This is a genomic window from Flavobacteriales bacterium, assembly GCA_016715895.1.
Lineage (GTDB): Bacteria > Bacteroidota > Bacteroidia > Flavobacteriales_F > PHOS-HE28 > PHOS-HE28.
Map to the genome: position 1 here is coordinate 2,175,985 of JADJXH010000004.1, position 17,197 is coordinate 2,193,181.

Genomic DNA, 17,197 nt, shown 5'->3' on the forward strand with positions numbered 1-17,197 from the left:
GGACCGTTCACTCGGCCGCCCGCCCGCTTGCTCGGACACGGGCGTTCCCTCCGGCGACCCGCACTACCTTTCGGTACCCATACCCCCGCCATGAAGCACCTGGCCGCCCGCATCCTGCTCGGTACCACCACCGTCTCCGCCTCCCTCACCGGCCACGCCCAGTGGCAACCGGTGGGTGCCGTAGGGAACACCTATGCCATCGTCGCGCACCAGGGCGCCCTTTTCGCGGGCAACCTCGGCGGGCCGATCCGTCGGTCCACCGATCACGGGGATACCTGGACCGATGTCAACACCGGCATCACGGAAGCGAGCAACTGGTGGCTTTCCTCGGCGCAGGGCGCGCTCTTCTGCGGCACCCAGTTCGGTCCCGCGTTCCGCAGCACGGATGACGGGGCCTCCTGGCAGGACATCGGCCTCTCCGGCGCGCGCGGCTTCGCGGTGCACAACGACACCCTCTATGCCTGTCAGTGGTACGGCGGTCAGGTGGACCACTCCGCTGATGGGGGCCTCACGTGGCAGGACACGGAACCGATCAGCGGATCGGGCGGGTTCTGGCCGTTGATCAGCGCTGGCGGCCACCTGTTCGCGGGCGGGCAGAGCGGCGGCGTCCACCGCATCTCCCACAGCGCGGAGCCGTGGACCGCGAGCAACAACGGGCTCACCAGCACGGAGGTGTACGCCTTCGAACGCATGGGCGATGTGCTCTTCGCGGGCACGGGGAATGGTGGCGGGGTGTTCCGGTCGGACGACCTCGGCGCCACCTGGACCGCCAGCGGCATGAGCGGCTCCATCACCTACGCCCTGCACGCGGTGGGCGGCCTGCTCTTCGCAGGCACCTCCGGCGGCGGCGTCCACCTCAGCACGGACAGCGGGGCCACCTGGACCCCGTACACCAACGGCCTCACCAACCTGCAGGTGGTGCGCCTCACCAGCGATGGCGTGTACCTCTATGCCGGTACGCTGGGCGGTGGCGTGTTCCGCGATGGCCTCACCCTCGGGCAGGCCGAGGTGGAGCCGACCAATGCGGCCGAGGTCACGGTCTTTCCCGTTCCGGCGGGGGACCGGGCCCACGTGCGCTGGGACGGCCACTCCATCGTGCGCTACGAACTGTGCACCACGGTCGGTGCCCTTGCACAGCGCGGAAGCCCGGCGGCCGGGGACATCCCCTTGGACGCGGTGGCACCGGGCGCGTACGTGTTGAAGGTGGAGGACGCCAACGGGCACAGGCGCACCGTGCGCCTGGTGCGGGAGTAAAGGGGCGATCGCGATCCCGCGGAACCCGACCGGATGGTCGGCCACCCGGCTGCTGCTGCTGCCCGACCAGTGGCCGGCCCATGGATGCGGACTTAATCCGATCTTGATCCGCCCAACGCGCCATCCGCACATCGGCCGCAGGGCTCCGCCGAAACAGCGAACATGGATCCCACCACCTCCCAGAAGGTCATCGGCACCGTCAGCGCCGGTCTCGCGGCCCTCCTTTTCCTGCTGCGGCTTCAGCCGTTCCTGTGGGAATGGACGGGCAGGCAGACGAACGACGACCAATGGGCCACACCCGCGCTGTACATCCTGGCCCCCATCTGGGGGCTCATGCTGGTCGCACTGCTCTGCATGACGGCTGCCGGCGGCTTCGACTGGATCCGGCTGGGACGCGGCAAGCTCTACCTGCTCGCCGGGGCGGCGGCCTTCGCGCTGGCGGTCGCCTCCTACGTGTTCATCGCCTTGTACCTGCGGCCCGGCTTCACGCCGCGCGGCCTCTACAGCCCGTTCCTCCACCTCATCCTGTTCTCCACCGTGCTGCTGGTGGTGGTGAGCTTGAACCAGAAGCATGTGCCGGGGCTGTCCGTTCAGTGGTTGCTGCGCCCATGGACCTGGTTCACCGCGTTCAGCCTGGTGGGCAGCCTGATCTTTTCCGGCCGCTGGATCGCCACCAACAGCGGTCGCGGTCTGGCCGACGTCGCCACGCGGATCATCGTCCTGTTGCCAGCGACCAAGGAAGAGCTCGCGGAGATCGGACGGCTCGATCCCAAGAACGATTTCCAGAAGCTGGTCGCACGGGCGAGCCTTGTGGAGAAACCGGCCGTGTGCGAGGCTGCCACAGCGCGCCTGCGTTCAGATCCGGCGTTCGTGCAGCGCATGGCGGCCATGCTGGATTCCGGCTACGCGGAACCTGCGCTCGCCTTCGTGCGCGATGCGGCGCTGACCCCCGACGAAAAAGCACGCTTCGCCCGACCCGCGCTGAACGCCCTGGGGCGTTGGGTCAACAGTACATCCCCGCCCAACTACACCACCTCGGAGAACCTGAAGCGGACGCGGCGCTTCGGCGATGAGCTGTTCCGCGTGCTCCCCGGGAAGTTCGCCGGCACCGGCGTCGACTTCGCCGAACTGCAGGGGTGGTACACGGAGAAGATGGAACTGGAGTAGTGGATCCCCGCGCGGACCGACGATGATCCCCGAGCCTTTCCGCCAGCCCATCGCGGCGTTCCCCGCGCCCTTGCGCCAGCTCATTGAAGCCGAGCTGCAGGCCGGCAACAGCATCGTGGCCATCGAGAACGGCTTTCCCGCTGCGCCCTGCGGGGCCTCGGTGAAGCTGGCGAGTGCGGTCGCACCCGAACGCCGCCGATCGATCGGCGAGGTGAGCTTCTACGCGCGCAACAATTCCTCGTACGCGGGCGAGTTCACCACGGCGCAGCGGCACTTCTTCGTGTTGGAACCGCCGCTGCCGCCCGAGCCGGAGCCCGACATGGACGCCATCCGCAAAGCGCACGAGCCGAAGCCGGATGCCTTGTCCAAGCGCGCTCCGCGCGAAGCCCGTTCAGCTCCGGCGGTCGTCCGCGCGATGAGCGGTGATCGCGGTGCGGCGGAGCCCGCGCAGCCCGCCCCCCTTCCGGAAGGCGCGCTGACCTCCACGGAGACCGCCACCAGCGCGGCGCGCCTGCTGCACTTCCGCGACCCGCGTCCGCCGCACGAGGTCCAGTTCGCGCTGGAGCGTGACCTGATGACCCTGTTCGCCGCTTCCATGCAGCATGACCGGCTCACCCTGACGGCGAGCGCCAACGTCGTCGGGGCGCGGTATCATTTCGAGCTGCGCTTTCTGGCGGCGCTGCCGCACGCCCATTGTTATTCCCTCCGTGCGGAGACCTCCTGGGCCGATGCCGCGGCCACGCACCACGCCTATTACCGCCACACGGCCGGCACCTGGTTCGCCCACTGGACGCGCGGCTTCTCGCCCGCCGAGCCGCCCACAGCTGAAGAAGGGACATCCGAACGGTACCAACGGATCTGCGCTGCCGCGTTGAACGCCGAGGCGCACCTCGACTCCGTGCAGGCGGTGCAACGGACCATCGTGGCGGCCATGAAGCAGGGCGCGCGCTTCTCCACCTCGCACAAGGAAGGGGGCACGAACATCACCTGGAACGGCGGGCATTTCGTACGGTCTGACCACGGCGATCACCCGGATCACGTCATCTACGCGAGCGAGGCGCACTTCCTGGACGCGCTGCGGAAGTTCTACGACTGGGAGACCTCGCAGAACGTGTACCCCGAAAAAGTGGCGGACCTGGTGGCGTGGAGGTTGATGCTGCGGTTGATGCGGAGGTAGGGGGATCTGATGCTTGAGGCATCGAGCAACAAAGGCCCCCCCCAATACGCGCGCTCGCTCCCCCCAAATGCCCGCGCTCGCCTGTGGCGAGTGTGGTATCGAATGGACCGATCACGGTACGCGCGCAATGAGCGCTTGCTGGAGCGTCTTACATTTGACAGTAAGCACAGTACCATGAGCCGCGTTGAGGTCAAGCAGGCAATGATCGCCAAAGAGGTCCTGAACACCACGGACGAGGACCTGTTGGATGAGTTGAGATCGGTACTTGACCGGCCCCGCGGTGACTGGTGGGCCAAGCTGCCCGCCAAGGTGCGCCGCGATGTGGAGGAGAGTCTGGCCCAGGCCGATCGCGGCGAGACCGTGAGCCACGCGGAAGCCATGAAGCAGGTGCAGGCATGGCGAAAGCGGTAGGCGGCAAGCCCAAGACCGTACGGTGGACGCCCAAGGCCATCGCCACCTACATCGATGTGCTCAAGTACCTGCGCAAGGAATGGACGGCGCGAGGAGCAGCGCTTCGTGGATGAGGTGGAGGATACCATCCGGTACATCGTGCTGTTCCCGAAGGGCTTCCGAAGCGCGGGCCATGCCCGGTTGCGCGAAGCACCGATCAAACCCTACAACATCCTGCTCTACCGGGTCGATCCCAAGGTCATCGTCATCATCGGACTTTTCGATATGCGCCGGCACCCGAAGTACCTCCGGGCGATGAAGCGGGGATGGAAGGAGGCGTGATCGCGCTTCCGTCGCATCTCATACGTGTCTTGAAGTTCTGGGCCGGCGTCACCTACACCGCATGCTCCTCCTTTCTCTCACCGATCGGCCAGGCTCACCAGCCCCCCTCACTCCCACGGCCCCCCGCGCGGCACATGCACCAGGCGGTCGCCTTCCAGGGTGAACAGCCCGCCGCTGAAGCCCATCCAGTAGCGGCCGCGGCGGTCCTGTAGCATCGCCTGCAACCCGAAGATCCCGTTCAGGTCCGGCCGGTCGGTGGTGTTGAACAGTGTGAAGCGGCCGTTGCTGTAGCGGTACACGCCGTGCTTGTACGCGCTGCTCCACAGCGCACCGTCGCGGTCCACGTACAGGGTATAGAGGTCGTTGTGGTGCAGCCCGGGCACCTCGGGGAAGGTGGTGAAGGTGCCGTCCTGCTCCAGCACGCAGAGGCCACCGTCGCCGGTCTCCCGGGGTTGGAAGGCCTGGATGCACGCGAACCAGATGCGGCCCTCGTGATCCTCCACGATCGACCAAGGCGTGTTGCTGCACAGCCCGTCCTGCTTGGTGTAGCGCGTGAACGGATCGCCCGTGCCGCGGGCGGCCACCTCCGGGTCCCAGCAGATGGCCCCATGCCCATCGGTGCTGAACCAGAGCCGGCCATGAGTGTCCTCCATCTGGAACACGAGCTTGCGCGGATCGATGCTGTACGCGGCCGGTGGCAGCTCCGGCAGGGGCACGGCGAACTCCACCGGCGTGCGCGCGTCCGTGTACCGGATCACCTTGCCCTGGGTGCTCACCCACACGTGGCCGCTCCGGTCGGTGCGGACGTTGGCTCCGCTCCTGTGCAGCACCTGCGGCGGGCCCGGGCGGGCGGGGTCGTAAAGGAACACCCCGTCGTGGCCCGCGAACCACAGCATCCCATCGGGTGCTTCCACCATGCCGTGCCCGCCGTTGGGCGGCAGGCCCTGCGTGCTGTCGATGAAGGTGAGCCGGCCATCCACCACGTGCGCCAGCCCGTTGTTGATGGTGCCGAACCACAGGCCGCCCTTGCTGTCCTCGAAGGCGCCCACCACGTACTCCGCAAGGGGGGGGCTGTCGTGCGCCGTGCCTGTGCCGGAGGCGAGCCCCTCAGCGGACCGCTGCCCATGCAATGAAGCATTGGAGCACGCGAAGAGCGGGAGCAATAGAAGCGGCCATAGGTGGGTGGGCATGGGATGAAGGTAGGGCGGTCATGCGGCGCGCAATTACTACGGGTGGCATTGCAGATGGCCGATAGGAGTGTGTGAGGCCTACAGGAGAGGAGCGGCGCCGTCGCGTTCCATGGGTTCGACAAGAAGAACCGGGCGAGCCGCAAGCCCCCGAATGAACCTATGGAGTGGGGCCTGCGCAAGGTCCCGAGGCGGAGCCCTGCGCAGGGCCAAAGGATGTCGCCCCCGTTCACTCCAGATCCTCCAGCACCTTCACGCGGTAGCCCTTCGCTTCCAGCGCTCGCTTCACGGGAGCCACGTGCATATAGCCGTAGAACACCGCAATGCGTTGCGCCTGATCCTCTTCCGCGGCGGCGATGATGCGATCGGCAATGGACGCGTTACGCGCCTCCCAGGCTCGTACGAAGGCCGTGTAGTCCGGATCGCCCCAGGCGGCGAGCACTTTCGTTTGAAGACTATCACCATGGGCGATCCAGGCGTGCGTGTTCACCCGTTCGAGCACCGCGCAGCGCTGAGTCGCCTCCGCTTCAGCTGCGTTGAACGCCGCCCACGCACCCTCCAACGTGCGCTGTTGAGCACTGTCCAACTTCTCCGCGAAGGCTTGGTAAGCCAGGCTCTGCGCCGCGTTGTACCGCCGCTCGTCCGTGAGGTGCAAGCGTTCGATGCCCAATGCGGCCGCCAGCGGATGCACCAGGTTCCCGAACTCGGTGTTGCTCATCCCGGCCAGGAGACGCGCGTGCCTGTTCACGAACGCGCGGCCGAAGGCGGTGCTGGTATCGACGAGGGTGTTCACATCGGCGTTCCGCAGCTGGTAACTGGCCTGGTCGCGGTTCCCGACATCCAAAGCCAGCGCGGCATAGCGCCACTTATGAAGCCAGTGCGCCGTGCTGTCCGCACCGGCCGGTGGCGCATCCCGCAACGCGTCCAGTTCCTCCAACGTGAGCACGCGCCCTTCCCACGCCACCATCACCGAGTCGCGGTAGGTGGCGTGATCCGCGCCGAAATAATGCGCCATGCTCAGCGTGTCGGCAGGCGCTGGGTGCTCCACGGCGATGGCATCCGGTGCATAGCGGAACACCTTCTCATAGGCGCTCTTCCAGTTGCACGCCAGGCTGTCGGGGATCTGGTGAAGCACACCTACCAACAAGACCTCGGGATCGCCGGATCTGGGCGGAGAGGGAGTACAACCCGCACCATGGAGGAGCACGGAAAGTGCAAGTGGTACGAGTGGGGGCGATCGCATGGACAACGATACGACGTCGAGAGGCGCAGGTTGTTACAGCGCGGGCTGAGGCCAGGGCATGTCTTGGGCGGTTGCCCGACACGCTATCCGAACCAGGCAGGTCAGCGACACGGGCACTATCGATGACCACGTGCGCCGCTGAAAAGGTGCGAACAGAGAACTGGGTCTGTTAGATAAAGTGTGTCATCATCGTTATTGCTGATGATGTTGATGTTGTTGGGTTTTGAACGAGGGGGTCCGGGGGAGACTCAGAACCTGTTGATCGGTGTTGATCGCCTGTGGATCGAAGCGTGGGCCGAAGAGCAGGCGTAGCTCGGCGGCTATCTCCCTCCAAGCGAAGATGGGCTTGGCGGCCATTTTCTCCACGATGCGCTGCTGGGCCAGATAGAGCAGCTTGAGCAGGGCCATGTCGTTGTCGAAGACGCGCTTGGTCTTGGTGTACTTGCGCAGCTGAGCGTGGAAGCCCTCGATGGGATTGGTGGTGTAGATGAGCCGCCGGATGCGCTCGCTGTAGCGGTACTGGCTGGCCAGCAGCGGCCAGTTGGTGTGCCAGGAGCTCACCGCCTGCGGGTAGCGTTCCCCCATTTGTCGCTGAAGACCTCCAGGGCATGCAGCGCTTGCTGCTCACCAGGGGCCCGGTAGATGGCCCGCATGTCCTTGACCACCTCCTTGTAGTGCTTGTAGCTGATGTACTTCAGGGTATTGCGCACCTGGTGCACGATGCAGAGCTGGATATCGCTCTGTGGGTACACCAAGGAGATCGCGTCGGAGAAGCCGCTCAGGTTGTCGATGCATGCGATCAGCATGTCCTCCACGCCGCGTTGGCGCAGGTCGCCCAGCACGCCCAGCCAGAACTTGGCCCCTTCGCTCTGCCCCACGTACAGGCCCAGCAGGTCCTTGTGGCCATCGGGGCCAACGCCCAAGGCGGTGTATACGGCCTTGTTCACCACGCGCCCTTCCTGCTTCACCTTGAAGTGGATGGCATCGAGCCACACGATCGCGTAGCGCGCCTCCAAGGGCCGCTGCCGCCAGGTCTGTACATCGGCGATCACCTGGTCGGTCACCGCGCTGATCGTGGCCTCGCTCACCTCGATGCCGTACAGGTCCCGCACATGGTCGCTTATGTCGCGCTGGCTCATCCCAAGCCCGTAGAGCTTGATGATCTTCATGTCCAGCTCGGCGTTCAGCACGCGCTCGCGCTTGGGCAGCAGCACCGGGTCGAAGGTTCCCTCACGGTCGCGCGGCGTGGCGATCTCCACCTCTCCGTGGGCGGTCTTCACCCGCTTGCGCCCATGTCCGTTGCGCCGGTTACCTCCAGGCGGCTCCTCGGCCAGGTGAGCGCTCAGCTCGCCCCGTAGCGAGGCCTCCATCAGTCGCTTCACCAGCGGGGTCAGCACCCCATCGCTGCCGCTCAAGGGCTTGCCCAGTAGCAATTGCTTCATGGCCTCCTTCTCGAAGGCTTCGTAATCGAACTTGTCCGTCTTGTCCTCCATGGGTCAGGTGTTGAAGTTCGCAATCCGGCCTGACACACTTTACTGAACAGTCTCAGAGAACTGGCCTTGCGCTCAACGCTCCGGAAGAACTCCGGCACCAGCTCGACCTTCTCGAACACCCTTCTACGATCACAGACCTACCACCGCAGCACCTCACCCTCCGGGGCCTCGGCCAGGGAAATGACATACACCTCCCGCGACGCCTCCTTCACCTCCAGGAGCACGGCCACCCATTTCGCGCCGTCGGGTCCGGGCACCCGCACCACCACCACCGGGCGCTCGGGGTCCAGGGCCGGTCGGTAGGGCTGCCCGACCGCCGTGCCGTAGGGCCACGTGATCGCCTGCACCTCGGCATCGATCCATTGGTAGCGTGAAGGCATGAGGTCGTTCTCGCGACCCAGGACCGGCAGGGAATCGTGCCGCGCGAAGCGCGTGGCCTCGCCCGGTCCAGAGCCATCCTCCGCACGTAGGATCTTCGTGCCGTTCACCCCACGAAGCGTGCGGCCGCACCATCCATGGCTGCTCGGCACATCATCGGTGCCCACCTCCGTGCGCACGAGTTCGAGGTCGAACACTCCGTCGCTGCTCAGGTCGTACGAGGTGTTGGGCGCCTTGCCGCAGGGCGGGTTGAACAGAACGGGGATAGGGCCTGGCTGTGCCATCGCTCTGCCGCCGATCAGGCAGGAGAGCACAAGGACCAGGTGCTTGGCGTGCTGGTTCATGCTGGGCGGTACACGCTTGTGCTCGTTGGGTTCATGGGGTGAAAAAGCGGGGTGCTGCGTTGAGGTGTACGGGATCGCCAACGCTGCGGGGCCAAGCCGGCTCGCTCACAAGAGTTCCTGGATAGCACCTGCACCAGCTCGCGCATGATCTTCGGCTTCAGGCCCGATCCGACCTTTTCGAACAGGCCCACCAAGCGCTCACCATCGATCAGTTCGATGGGAGGGCAGCCACGGGGAGAAGATCGGCGCCGCCACGTTGCGGGAGTTCGATCAGAGAACGCGTGCGTACCCCGAGCTGCCGAAGGGACCTTTTGAGCTGGGCTTGGGCAGGCTTCGCGCAGGTGCCAGCGCAGCCAGCGGTGGTGGTCGCGATCACGCCGCGCGGCCCAGTACCGGATCGCTCTGGCGGCCTTCGCCCAGGGCGCCCACAGCGCTTACGCAGAACCAGTAGGGCCGGTAGGCCACCAGGTGCTGCACGCGGTGCGTGATCTTGCCGGTGATGCCGATCAGGGACCATGCGCAGTTCGGATCCGCAGGGTCCTGCTCGGTCATGTAGATGTGGTAGGTGTGGCGGTTGGCCACCCCGCTCCAGCGCAGTTCCACCTCGCCGTGGCGACCGGTCATGTGCGCACCGCGCATCACCGGCGTGCCCATGGGCTGCGGCGGACCCGACGGCCTGGCCAGCTCGAAGCCACTGGAGGCCAGGATGACGGCATCGCCCTGCGCCACCATGCGCACGTAGTCCGCCACACGGCGCAGGTCCCCGGCGGCCTGGGCCACCCGGTCGTTGCGCTGCAACTTGCTCTGGCGGCTGCCCTCGTGCGCTTCGGTGATGGCGTGGCTCAAGGCCACGGCCGCGGCCCGCAGGTCGGCGGCCGCGAGGGGCGGTGCCGGCAGGTGCGGGTTGCCCTCCAGCCCATCGGCCACCACGCGCATCAGGGCGGCAAGGCGTACCGGGGTCAAGGTCTTCAGCTCCAGCTTGATGTTCGCGTTCGGCATGGCCTGCAGGTGTGGCGTTGCGGCCTTGTACGCCCGTGCACCCAAGGGGGTTGCACCATGCTCCCGACCCGGGGGGGCAGCGCACCCGCCCGGGTGATGGCCTTCACCCGGGCGGGACCTGCTGCACAGGTGATCTACATCTTCACCTCACCCGGGTGGGCGAGACCACCAGGTGAAGGAACATACACCCTCCTCCCGGGCGGGTGATGCCTCCGGGTTGAGCATGGACCTGGTCGCACCCGGGCGGGTGGGGAGGCCACCATCACCAACACATCCGCTTGACCCGGTCGGGTGGGGTGGTGACCAACACCAACAGTCCCTGCCCACCCGGGCGGGTGGGTGCTGCCTGTTGATCACCATGCGCAATGCACCCGGGCGGGGGTGCCGGGGACCATGATCGCAGTGGCCGATACCTGTGGCAGCACTCCCCGGCTCCTGAGGTCACATGCCCAATGACTTTTGGGCAACAGGCCGATCGCCCAGGCCCACAAGCCCAAGGCCTACAGGCTAAAGGCCAACAAGCTCAGAGGCCCATGAGCCCCAAGGCCAGCAAGCCTATGAGCCAACAGGCCCGAAGCCCAAGGCCAAAAGGCCTACAGGCTTTAGGCCAACTAGCCCATAGGCCCATGAGCCCCAAGGCCAGCAAGCCTATGAGCCGACAGGCCCGAAGCCCAAGGCCAAAGGGCCTACAGGCTTCAGGCCGACAAGCCCACAGGCTAAGGCCAACTAGGCCAATAAGCCTCAAGGCCAAACCTCCGCCAAGGTCCCCCGCAGTAATGCATCCAGCTTCCGCGTGTCGGCGTCCGTGGCCGTGCGGGGTTCGGGTGGGTGGGCCGCGTAGTGCGCCAGACGACCGTCGATCCAGTCGTGCAATGCCGCCACACGCGGACCACGTCCGAGTTCACCGCCGCTCATCTTGTCGCGCAAGAGCTGGTCCACTGCGGTGCGCACGCTGCGGCTGGGTAACAGGCGATCCAGCAGGTGGTGGAACTCCATGGGCGCCATGGTACCGGTGGCCGCGATCCAGTCGCAGGCCAGCAGGGGGCGCAGCACGTAGAGGTACTTCTTCAGGCGAACCTGCTCGCTTTGCAGGTACTGGGCGTGGTTGCGCTTGCCCATGCTCAGGTAGTGATGCATCACCGAAACCGGGCTGAAGAAGCCCTCGGAGAGGGTGCGCAACTGGGTGGCGGTGGAGTACTGCTCCCGGTAGTTCAGCGGACTGCGCAGCCACTCCAACAGCGGCGGGTTGCTCTTGCGGTACAGGCGTAGCGCCTTCCGAAGGTCCCAGCCGGCAAGATCGATATCGAGCGGGAGCATTTCCTCGATCACATCCCGCTTCTCGTCAATACCCAGGTACCACTCCGGTCGGTGCACGTAGATGAAACGCACATCCCAGTCGCTATCCGGACTGGCGAAACCCCACGCACGGCTCCCACTCTCAACGGCCAGCAGCACCTTCACGTCGTAGCGCTGCTCGGCTTGGGCCAATGCATCAACAATGGCAGTGTGGATGGGGGCGGGGATGGCGGGATGCATGGGCTTGGAGCCGAGGATAGGGGGAATGCCGGGGCTACGGTCTTCAGCTCTCAAAACTCCTGAAGAACTCCGGCACCAGCTCGTACACGACCCTTGGCTTCAAGCCAAGCTTGTACTTCTCGAAGAGCGTTACCAAGCGCTCACCATCGATCAGCTCGATGGGAGGAACGCCATCCCGGTTGGCCTCCTTCTGTGCATCGGGCGTGAAGCGGCCGGTGGTGAGGATCAGCCCTTTTTCGGCGCGGCCCTGCATACTACCCCGGAAGTCGCGGACCAAGGCGGGGGAGACGGTCTCCTTGTAGCGCTTGCACTGGAACACGATGTTGAAGTTGACCACATCGTTCAGGCGGATGCGGCCGATGCCATCGATGCCCTGGTCACCAGCGCCGCCGGTGATCTGGATGTCGTGGATGCCGATCTCGGTGAGCAGGCGCTTGCAGATCCGCTCGAAGCCTTTCGGGGTGAGGGCCTTCAGGGTCTCCAGCAGCGACTCGCTGTGGGCCTCGTCCTCCACGATGTCGTTGTCCAGGTTCTCCTTTTCCTTCTTGGCCTTCTTCTCCGCGCGCGACTTCGGATCACCACCCACGGTCTGGTGGATGCGCTGGAACATCTGGTACACCTGCTCCTCGGTGAGCTTGGCCTCGACACCTTCTTGTGTAAGGCGCCATGTACCGCTCTTGGGCGAATCCATCAGACCAGCCTTGGTGAGGTAGAAGCGCGCCCACTGGATCTGGTTGCGCACGCGGCTCTGCCCGGAGGGGATGAGCTGCTCCACCTCGCTGTCTGGGATCTTCAGGTCGGCGATCACGGCATCCACGACCTCGCCGGTGGCCCCTGAGCCGCCCAGGTTCTTCATGACGCGGAGAAGTGGGATGCAATACTTGAGGAAGTGGGGGCCTTTCATGGGTGATGGAGGAACGGCCCGAAGCTAGGGGGACGGATCTCAAAACCACCCTGTGCTGGAAGCTGTTGGTCAACGCCTGTAGATGTGCAGTGGTGAAGGCGAAGGTGGTGGGATAGTATGATAGGGTGAATCAAACTCGGGGCTAGCCGTATAGCTCAATAAGTTCAGCTCTGCGTTTTTCCAAGCGGCTTTGAATGACCGCCTCGGCAGCGGTTGACCATTGTTGAGCTTGAGGATTTGCTTGACGAAGTAGCCCGTGAGTTGGAGCCATTAGCTCTTTGGCCTTTGACAAAGCACCTTCCTTGTTCAGCACGCCGAGAGTGACTTCGACATTAATACTATCACCATCAGGCTGATAGAAGCGCAAGCCATCTAAGGTGGCCCCATTTGGAAAGACGCCAAACAATTCCTCGCTGCCCGACACACTGAAGCCGACGGTGATATTGTAGTAGGTCTTTTCACCACCCCACATGTTCTCGGCGCTTGAGCCAACGGACCTGACTTCCTCATTGTGGTCAATGACCTTCGGCTCAGCGATTGATGCCTGTTCCAAGAGCACAGCCTTTTTCGTCGCATTGACATACTGCTCAAAACTCCGTTCATCCTTAGCCTGCTGAATGGTTATGGCTGCCACATGGTCGTTCAAGTCGTTCATCCGTTCCTTGAAGAGGTCGTCAATAGGCTTTAGCTGATTGACAGAGAGGTAATTGCTCATTTGGGGGCTCTTGGTGGGTTGATTGGGTTTGCAGGGCTTAGTCAAACAAGCCAGGCGGATCGCACACCACGCTGTTGAACTTCGCTTCCTTCGTGCGCAGTCTGCGGACGCACTCTTCGAAGTCGTCCGTCCAGATGTCGCCGGGTGTCATTGCGACTGGCTGGAACTTGTTGATGCATGCACGGTCCTTGGCATCGGGGCGAAGCCAGGCTGAGACACAATACATGAACTTGGACCAGTCGCCGGTGGATGGCTGCATAGCCACGGCAAGGATGTCGAACTCTCCGAAACGGTAGGGCCGTGTGTCGCTGTCATCGGCGCCTTTCCCACCGCGCGTCTTTTGCGTTTCCACGACCCACATGTCCTCCGGGAACTTGCGGTTGGCCTGCCGGGCGGTCATGGGCTGGAACTCCTTGCTTCGCTGGAGCTTCACCTGCACAGAAACCTGGCCTTTGCCATCGTCGAGGAGGTAGTCGTACGCCTTGTCGCTCGGAGCGATCAGTGAAGACCAATGCTCCAAGTGGGCAACCACTTCCAGCTCGAAGACGGCATCAGTGCCGACCTCTTGCGGCCATCAGAATCCTAGCACTTTCTCGACTTGCGGTCCAGGATCTCAAATGCTTTGAGGATCATCTCTGGACTCGCTTGGAAGGTGCCTGACAGGTTTTGAACCAATGGGTGCTTTTTGAAAGCTTCTGCAACTTCCGGGTTGCTTTCATTCGCTTTCAGTATGGAGCCGATCTCTTGAGCGGCTTTGAGAGGAGCTTGTTGCCGACGGTTTCGCTTAGCTGCCATGGGGATGTGTTTTGGGCCGGACTTGGGCAAGGTAGAGCTCAATCTGTACTTTGCAACTCAGAATCCGCCAATGCCGCAGTTGCTACAGTCGCCATGGTCCAAGCAGTTCGCCACACTCGTAGAGCAGGCGGAGAACGCGCTGCTCCTTTGTACGCCGTACATCACCAAAGGACCATGCGAGCGCATTGTCGATACCGTCACGAAGCTCGGTCGCGCTTCGGACCTGAAGGTTTCGATCCTGACGGACTTGTCCCGCCAGAACATGATTTCGGGGTACACTGACCCCAAGGCACTTCACGATCTGACGACAGCTCTGCCGAAAAGCGCTGTCCGCTTCTTGCCGAGCTTGCACGCCAAGGTGTATGTTGCCGACGATCGTTTAGCCATCGTTACTTCTGGCAACCTGACTGATGGCGCAATGTTCCGGAATTTCGAGTACGGTGTCTGGTTCGATGATGAGGCCAGCGTACGTGCTATTCGGGCAGATGCCGAAAACTATGCCTCACTTGGGTCATTGGTAGATGTTACCCAGCTGTTGACGTTTGCTGAGATTGCCAGCGAACTGCGTGAACTGAGCAAGGCTGTGATCAAGACAGCAGAGAAAGACATTCAGCGCCAGTTTGATGAACGACTGAATATTGCCGAGGAGAGCATTCTTCTTGCCCGGACTGCAGGAAGGACGGCTCATGCGATTTTCTCGGATGCTGTGCTATATGTGCTTCGAAATGGACCACTTCCAACTAAAGAGATCCACGAGGCGATAAAGCGGATACATCCAGACCTTTGCGACGATACCGTTGATCGGGTGATCAACGAGCAGCATTTTGGCAAGAAGTGGAAGCACGCGGTGCGCACTGCACAACAGCACTTGCGCAGTGCCGGTAAGATCAATTTGGCGGACGACAAATGGTCGCTCGTTTGAAGTAACTGGCTTACCGCCGGAAGGTGCTGTAACCATGCAGCATTGCGGCGTATTGCAGTTGCGCCAGTTGCCGGTTCAATGCGCTGTCCACTTCGGGCAAGAAGGGTGTCGGGGTGAGGTCAAGGCCGAAGCGTTCGGCCACCAACCGGTTTCCCAATCCATAGCGCTCGAATCGTCGGATGAAGTCAGCGAGATCGGCATCGAAGTCATGCAAACAGATGCTTCCGTGCGCGTAGTCGAGCTGGCCAATGGTGCGCAAGCGGAAGCCCAAGTCTACATCCTCTCCGCCCGCAATGGGTATGGAACCATCGAAGCCCCCAGCAAGCAGGAATGCTTCACGCGAGACGAGGCAATTGGCGGTCACGAGGTAGTCAGGTCGTCCGGCTTCAGCCCCTATTGCCACTTCAGGCGGTATCAGGATCTCCTGCTGGTGGTAGTACAGCGAAACGGCATTGCGGACGAGAGGTTCTACATGCCCTGCATAGGCTACGGCGCCAGGGAGCGCGGCTAAGTAGCCGGAAAAGGACCCAGGCAGGGGTACACAGTCGCTGTCCATGAAGGCGAGCCATGGTGTGCGCGCCGCCAAAGCTCCATGATTGCGCGCATTGGCCGGACCGCGTCTTTGGCAGTTCAGCAAGCGGATGGGCAGCTCTGGCGGGAACGGGTCAAAGCCGGTTCGCGATCCATTGTCCACGACTATGATCTCGACTGGTAGTTGATGCTGCGGGTGCATGTTCCGGAAGGCTGCGAGCATCTGTGCGATACCAGCAGCGTTGTTCAGGACCGGCACCACCACGGTTATGTCCTTGACCGATGTGGGCAAAGGCGGCTGCAAGAGAAACCTTCGGCGAGGGATGTACCCGGTTCTAGACAGCAGGGTCATGGCTTCAGCTGATCAGTCAATGTTTGTGGCAGCCGGTCAGCGCCTTGCTCCTGCGATGTGAAAGCACGGTAAGCAGAATGGTTTCCAACGTGTAGTGGGATGGTATTCCCCGCATCGCAAACAGAACTGCCGGTTTGCGGGCGGGTCAAGGTTCATGTCCTCGCGTACCTTCTCAGGGTAGAAGCACTCGCCACACAATGGTTTGTACCGATTGCGGACTATTGGAGTGCGGCAGCGGATGCAGAATCCTTCCTTGGTTTTCTGCCATTCGGGTATCTCTGGCTCCCTCCGTTCATATGGCCTCGGCGCCGATTCGATGGGTTCGCTATCCTCTTCTTCGTCCAGGCTATCGCCGGCCCAGTCAGCATTCAGCATGGCCTCAGTATCGCAATGCTCGCAATAGTGTCCGACGTCGATCTTCTCGTATTTCAGTTCGCCACGCCCAGCAGGTGCGATGTACTGCGTGAACATGTGGAACTCGCCGGCGAAGGCTCCGCACTCCTTGCAAGTATTCGCCGGGTAGCTGCGCCGCTGTGTTCGGCTATACATGTCCTTGATCAGACAACCCTTGCTTCGGGCAAGTTGAAGTTCGGCATCGGTGAATTGCTCCGGCCCTGCGTACGTGCCGCCGCGTGACTCACCACCCTCCACAACAGCGATGGGCATGACGCACCCGCATTTCCAACAGCCGCCTTCGATGATCCACAGTACTACGTTGTTTTGAAAGCGCTGACACTTGGGACATCGCGGGTTCACGCATTGGTCTACATGGTCGGGCACGAGTACAGGAGCTGTGGCCTTCTCCAGATCTGTATCGCTCTTCAGATCGAAGCGGGCGAGTGCGATGCGTTGCTGGCGGTAGTAGGTAAGTGCCTGCTCTTCGGGGGCATGCGTTACTACAACCTCCAATGCCCAAACTGGGCTGTCCGCATTGGTGGAAAGAACGATGTCCGGTCGGCATGGACCGAGAGAGAGTTCCTCTTCCACCCGAGCGGCCTTCTTCAATAGGTTTCCTTCGTGTTCGCGATCGCATGCTCCGCACCGCCACTTGATAGGCAGGGGCTCCTTGTTGTCCAGATGCCGTTGGATCCGCTGGGAGAGCAATCGCTTGAAACCGAAGTGCAACACGGATTCTGGCTCGCAGTTCGGGCTTTTGACCTTATGCGCATAGTGTGGCCGCTTCGCACCCTTCTTCTGCTCCACACTGCGGCGTGGTATCATTTCACCCTTGCATTCAGGGCAGTGGTAGCGCTGGCCTTTTACGGCGTTCACGGCCAACACCAACTCCTGGGCGTCGTCGTACGCAACGGTGTATAGGATATCACGCATGGCGATTTGGGCAGGAGAATGACCCAATTCCAAAATTCGGTCCAAGACCGATCAGTTTAGACGTGGCGCGGGTTGCGTGAGCGGGCGCAGCGGCAGCCCGGCGCCGGAAGGGCCTTGCAGCCACGAGCAGCGAGGAGGC

At 63.0% G+C, this 17,197-nt stretch carries 17 protein-coding genes and 1 pseudogene; 6 read left to right on the forward strand and 12 right to left on the reverse strand.

Annotated elements, in window-relative coordinates; all coding sequences use genetic code 11:
* Window positions 1-90 precede the first annotated feature (90 nt).
* The 5 genes from IPM49_17795 (at window position 91) to IPM49_17815 (ending at window position 4,330) form a co-directional block, all read left to right on the forward strand.
* Complete coding sequence (locus IPM49_17795) at window positions 91-1,254, forward strand: exo-alpha-sialidase (protein MBK9276375.1); 1,164 nt, start codon at window positions 91-93, stop codon at window positions 1,252-1,254.
* Window positions 1,255-1,416: 162 nt separating this feature from the next.
* Window positions 1,417-2,421, forward strand: a complete 1,005-nt coding sequence (locus IPM49_17800; protein ID MBK9276376.1) for a hypothetical protein — start codon at window positions 1,417-1,419, stop codon at window positions 2,419-2,421.
* A 22-nt stretch (window positions 2,422-2,443) separates the two neighbouring features.
* Window positions 2,444-3,598 carry a hypothetical protein gene (locus tag IPM49_17805; GenBank protein MBK9276377.1) on the forward strand — a complete coding sequence of 385 codons (1,155 nt, stop codon included), beginning with the start codon at window positions 2,444-2,446 and terminating at the stop codon, window positions 3,596-3,598.
* A gap of 174 nt (window positions 3,599-3,772) precedes the next feature.
* A complete protein-coding gene (locus tag IPM49_17810) occupies window positions 3,773-4,009 on the forward strand; it encodes a hypothetical protein (GenBank protein MBK9276378.1) in 237 nt (78 codons plus the stop codon).
* A 54-nt stretch (window positions 4,010-4,063) separates the two neighbouring features.
* On the forward strand, window positions 4,064-4,330 hold the full coding sequence (locus IPM49_17815; protein ID MBK9276379.1) for a hypothetical protein: 267 nt from the start codon (window positions 4,064-4,066) through the stop codon (window positions 4,328-4,330).
* Window positions 4,331-4,437: 107 nt separating this feature from the next.
* On the opposite strand, the gene IPM49_17820 is transcribed toward IPM49_17815, so the two are convergent.
* The 10 genes and pseudogenes from IPM49_17820 to IPM49_17865 form a co-directional block, all read right to left on the reverse strand.
* Complete coding sequence (locus IPM49_17820; GenBank protein ID MBK9276380.1) at window positions 4,438-5,520, reverse strand: hypothetical protein; 1,083 nt, start codon at window positions 5,518-5,520, stop codon at window positions 4,438-4,440.
* A 226-nt stretch (window positions 5,521-5,746) separates the two neighbouring features.
* Entirely contained in the window at window positions 5,747-6,652 is a 906-nt protein-coding gene (locus IPM49_17825; GenBank protein MBK9276381.1) for a hypothetical protein, read from the reverse strand.
* A 378-nt stretch (window positions 6,653-7,030) separates the two neighbouring features.
* Window positions 7,031-8,253: pseudogene (locus IPM49_17830) on the reverse strand (IS256 family transposase).
* A 137-nt stretch (window positions 8,254-8,390) separates the two neighbouring features.
* Window positions 8,391-8,975 (reverse strand): hypothetical protein, encoded by a 585-nt coding sequence (locus tag IPM49_17835; protein ID MBK9276382.1) that lies wholly within the window; start codon window positions 8,973-8,975, stop codon window positions 8,391-8,393.
* Between the two features lie 372 nt (window positions 8,976-9,347).
* Window positions 9,348-9,974 carry a fibronectin type III domain-containing protein gene (locus tag IPM49_17840; protein ID MBK9276383.1) on the reverse strand — a complete coding sequence of 209 codons (627 nt, stop codon included), beginning with the start codon at window positions 9,972-9,974 and terminating at the stop codon, window positions 9,348-9,350.
* A 741-nt stretch (window positions 9,975-10,715) separates the two neighbouring features.
* Window positions 10,716-11,510 (reverse strand): nucleotidyltransferase domain-containing protein, encoded by a 795-nt coding sequence (locus IPM49_17845; protein ID MBK9276384.1) that lies wholly within the window; start codon window positions 11,508-11,510, stop codon window positions 10,716-10,718.
* Window positions 11,511-11,553: 43 nt separating this feature from the next.
* A complete protein-coding gene (locus IPM49_17850; GenBank protein MBK9276385.1) occupies window positions 11,554-12,366 on the reverse strand; it encodes a restriction endonuclease in 813 nt (270 codons plus the stop codon).
* 190 nt (window positions 12,367-12,556) lie between these two features.
* Window positions 12,557-13,129 (reverse strand): hypothetical protein, encoded by a 573-nt coding sequence (locus IPM49_17855; protein ID MBK9276386.1) that lies wholly within the window; start codon window positions 13,127-13,129, stop codon window positions 12,557-12,559.
* A 37-nt stretch (window positions 13,130-13,166) separates the two neighbouring features.
* Window positions 13,167-13,649, reverse strand: a complete 483-nt coding sequence (locus IPM49_17860) for a hypothetical protein (GenBank protein ID MBK9276387.1) — start codon at window positions 13,647-13,649, stop codon at window positions 13,167-13,169.
* Between the two features lie 62 nt (window positions 13,650-13,711).
* Window positions 13,712-13,924: a hypothetical protein gene (locus IPM49_17865; protein ID MBK9276388.1), complete on the reverse strand. Its 213-nt coding sequence runs from the start codon at window positions 13,922-13,924 to the stop codon at window positions 13,712-13,714.
* Window positions 13,925-13,946: 22 nt separating this feature from the next.
* On the opposite strand from IPM49_17865, the gene IPM49_17870 reads away from it, so the two are divergent.
* Window positions 13,947-14,846: a phospholipase D family protein gene (locus tag IPM49_17870; GenBank protein MBK9276389.1), complete on the forward strand. Its 900-nt coding sequence runs from the start codon at window positions 13,947-13,949 to the stop codon at window positions 14,844-14,846.
* Window positions 14,847-14,856: 10 nt separating this feature from the next.
* Here the strand turns inward: IPM49_17870 and IPM49_17875 are convergent, their stop codons facing one another.
* Window positions 14,857-15,729 carry a glycosyltransferase gene (locus tag IPM49_17875; protein MBK9276390.1) on the reverse strand — a complete coding sequence of 291 codons (873 nt, stop codon included), beginning with the start codon at window positions 15,727-15,729 and terminating at the stop codon, window positions 14,857-14,859.
* 36 nt (window positions 15,730-15,765) lie between these two features.
* Window positions 15,766-17,058 (reverse strand): hypothetical protein, encoded by a 1,293-nt coding sequence (locus tag IPM49_17880; GenBank protein ID MBK9276391.1) that lies wholly within the window; start codon window positions 17,056-17,058, stop codon window positions 15,766-15,768.
* Window positions 17,059-17,197: the final 139 nt, after the last annotated feature.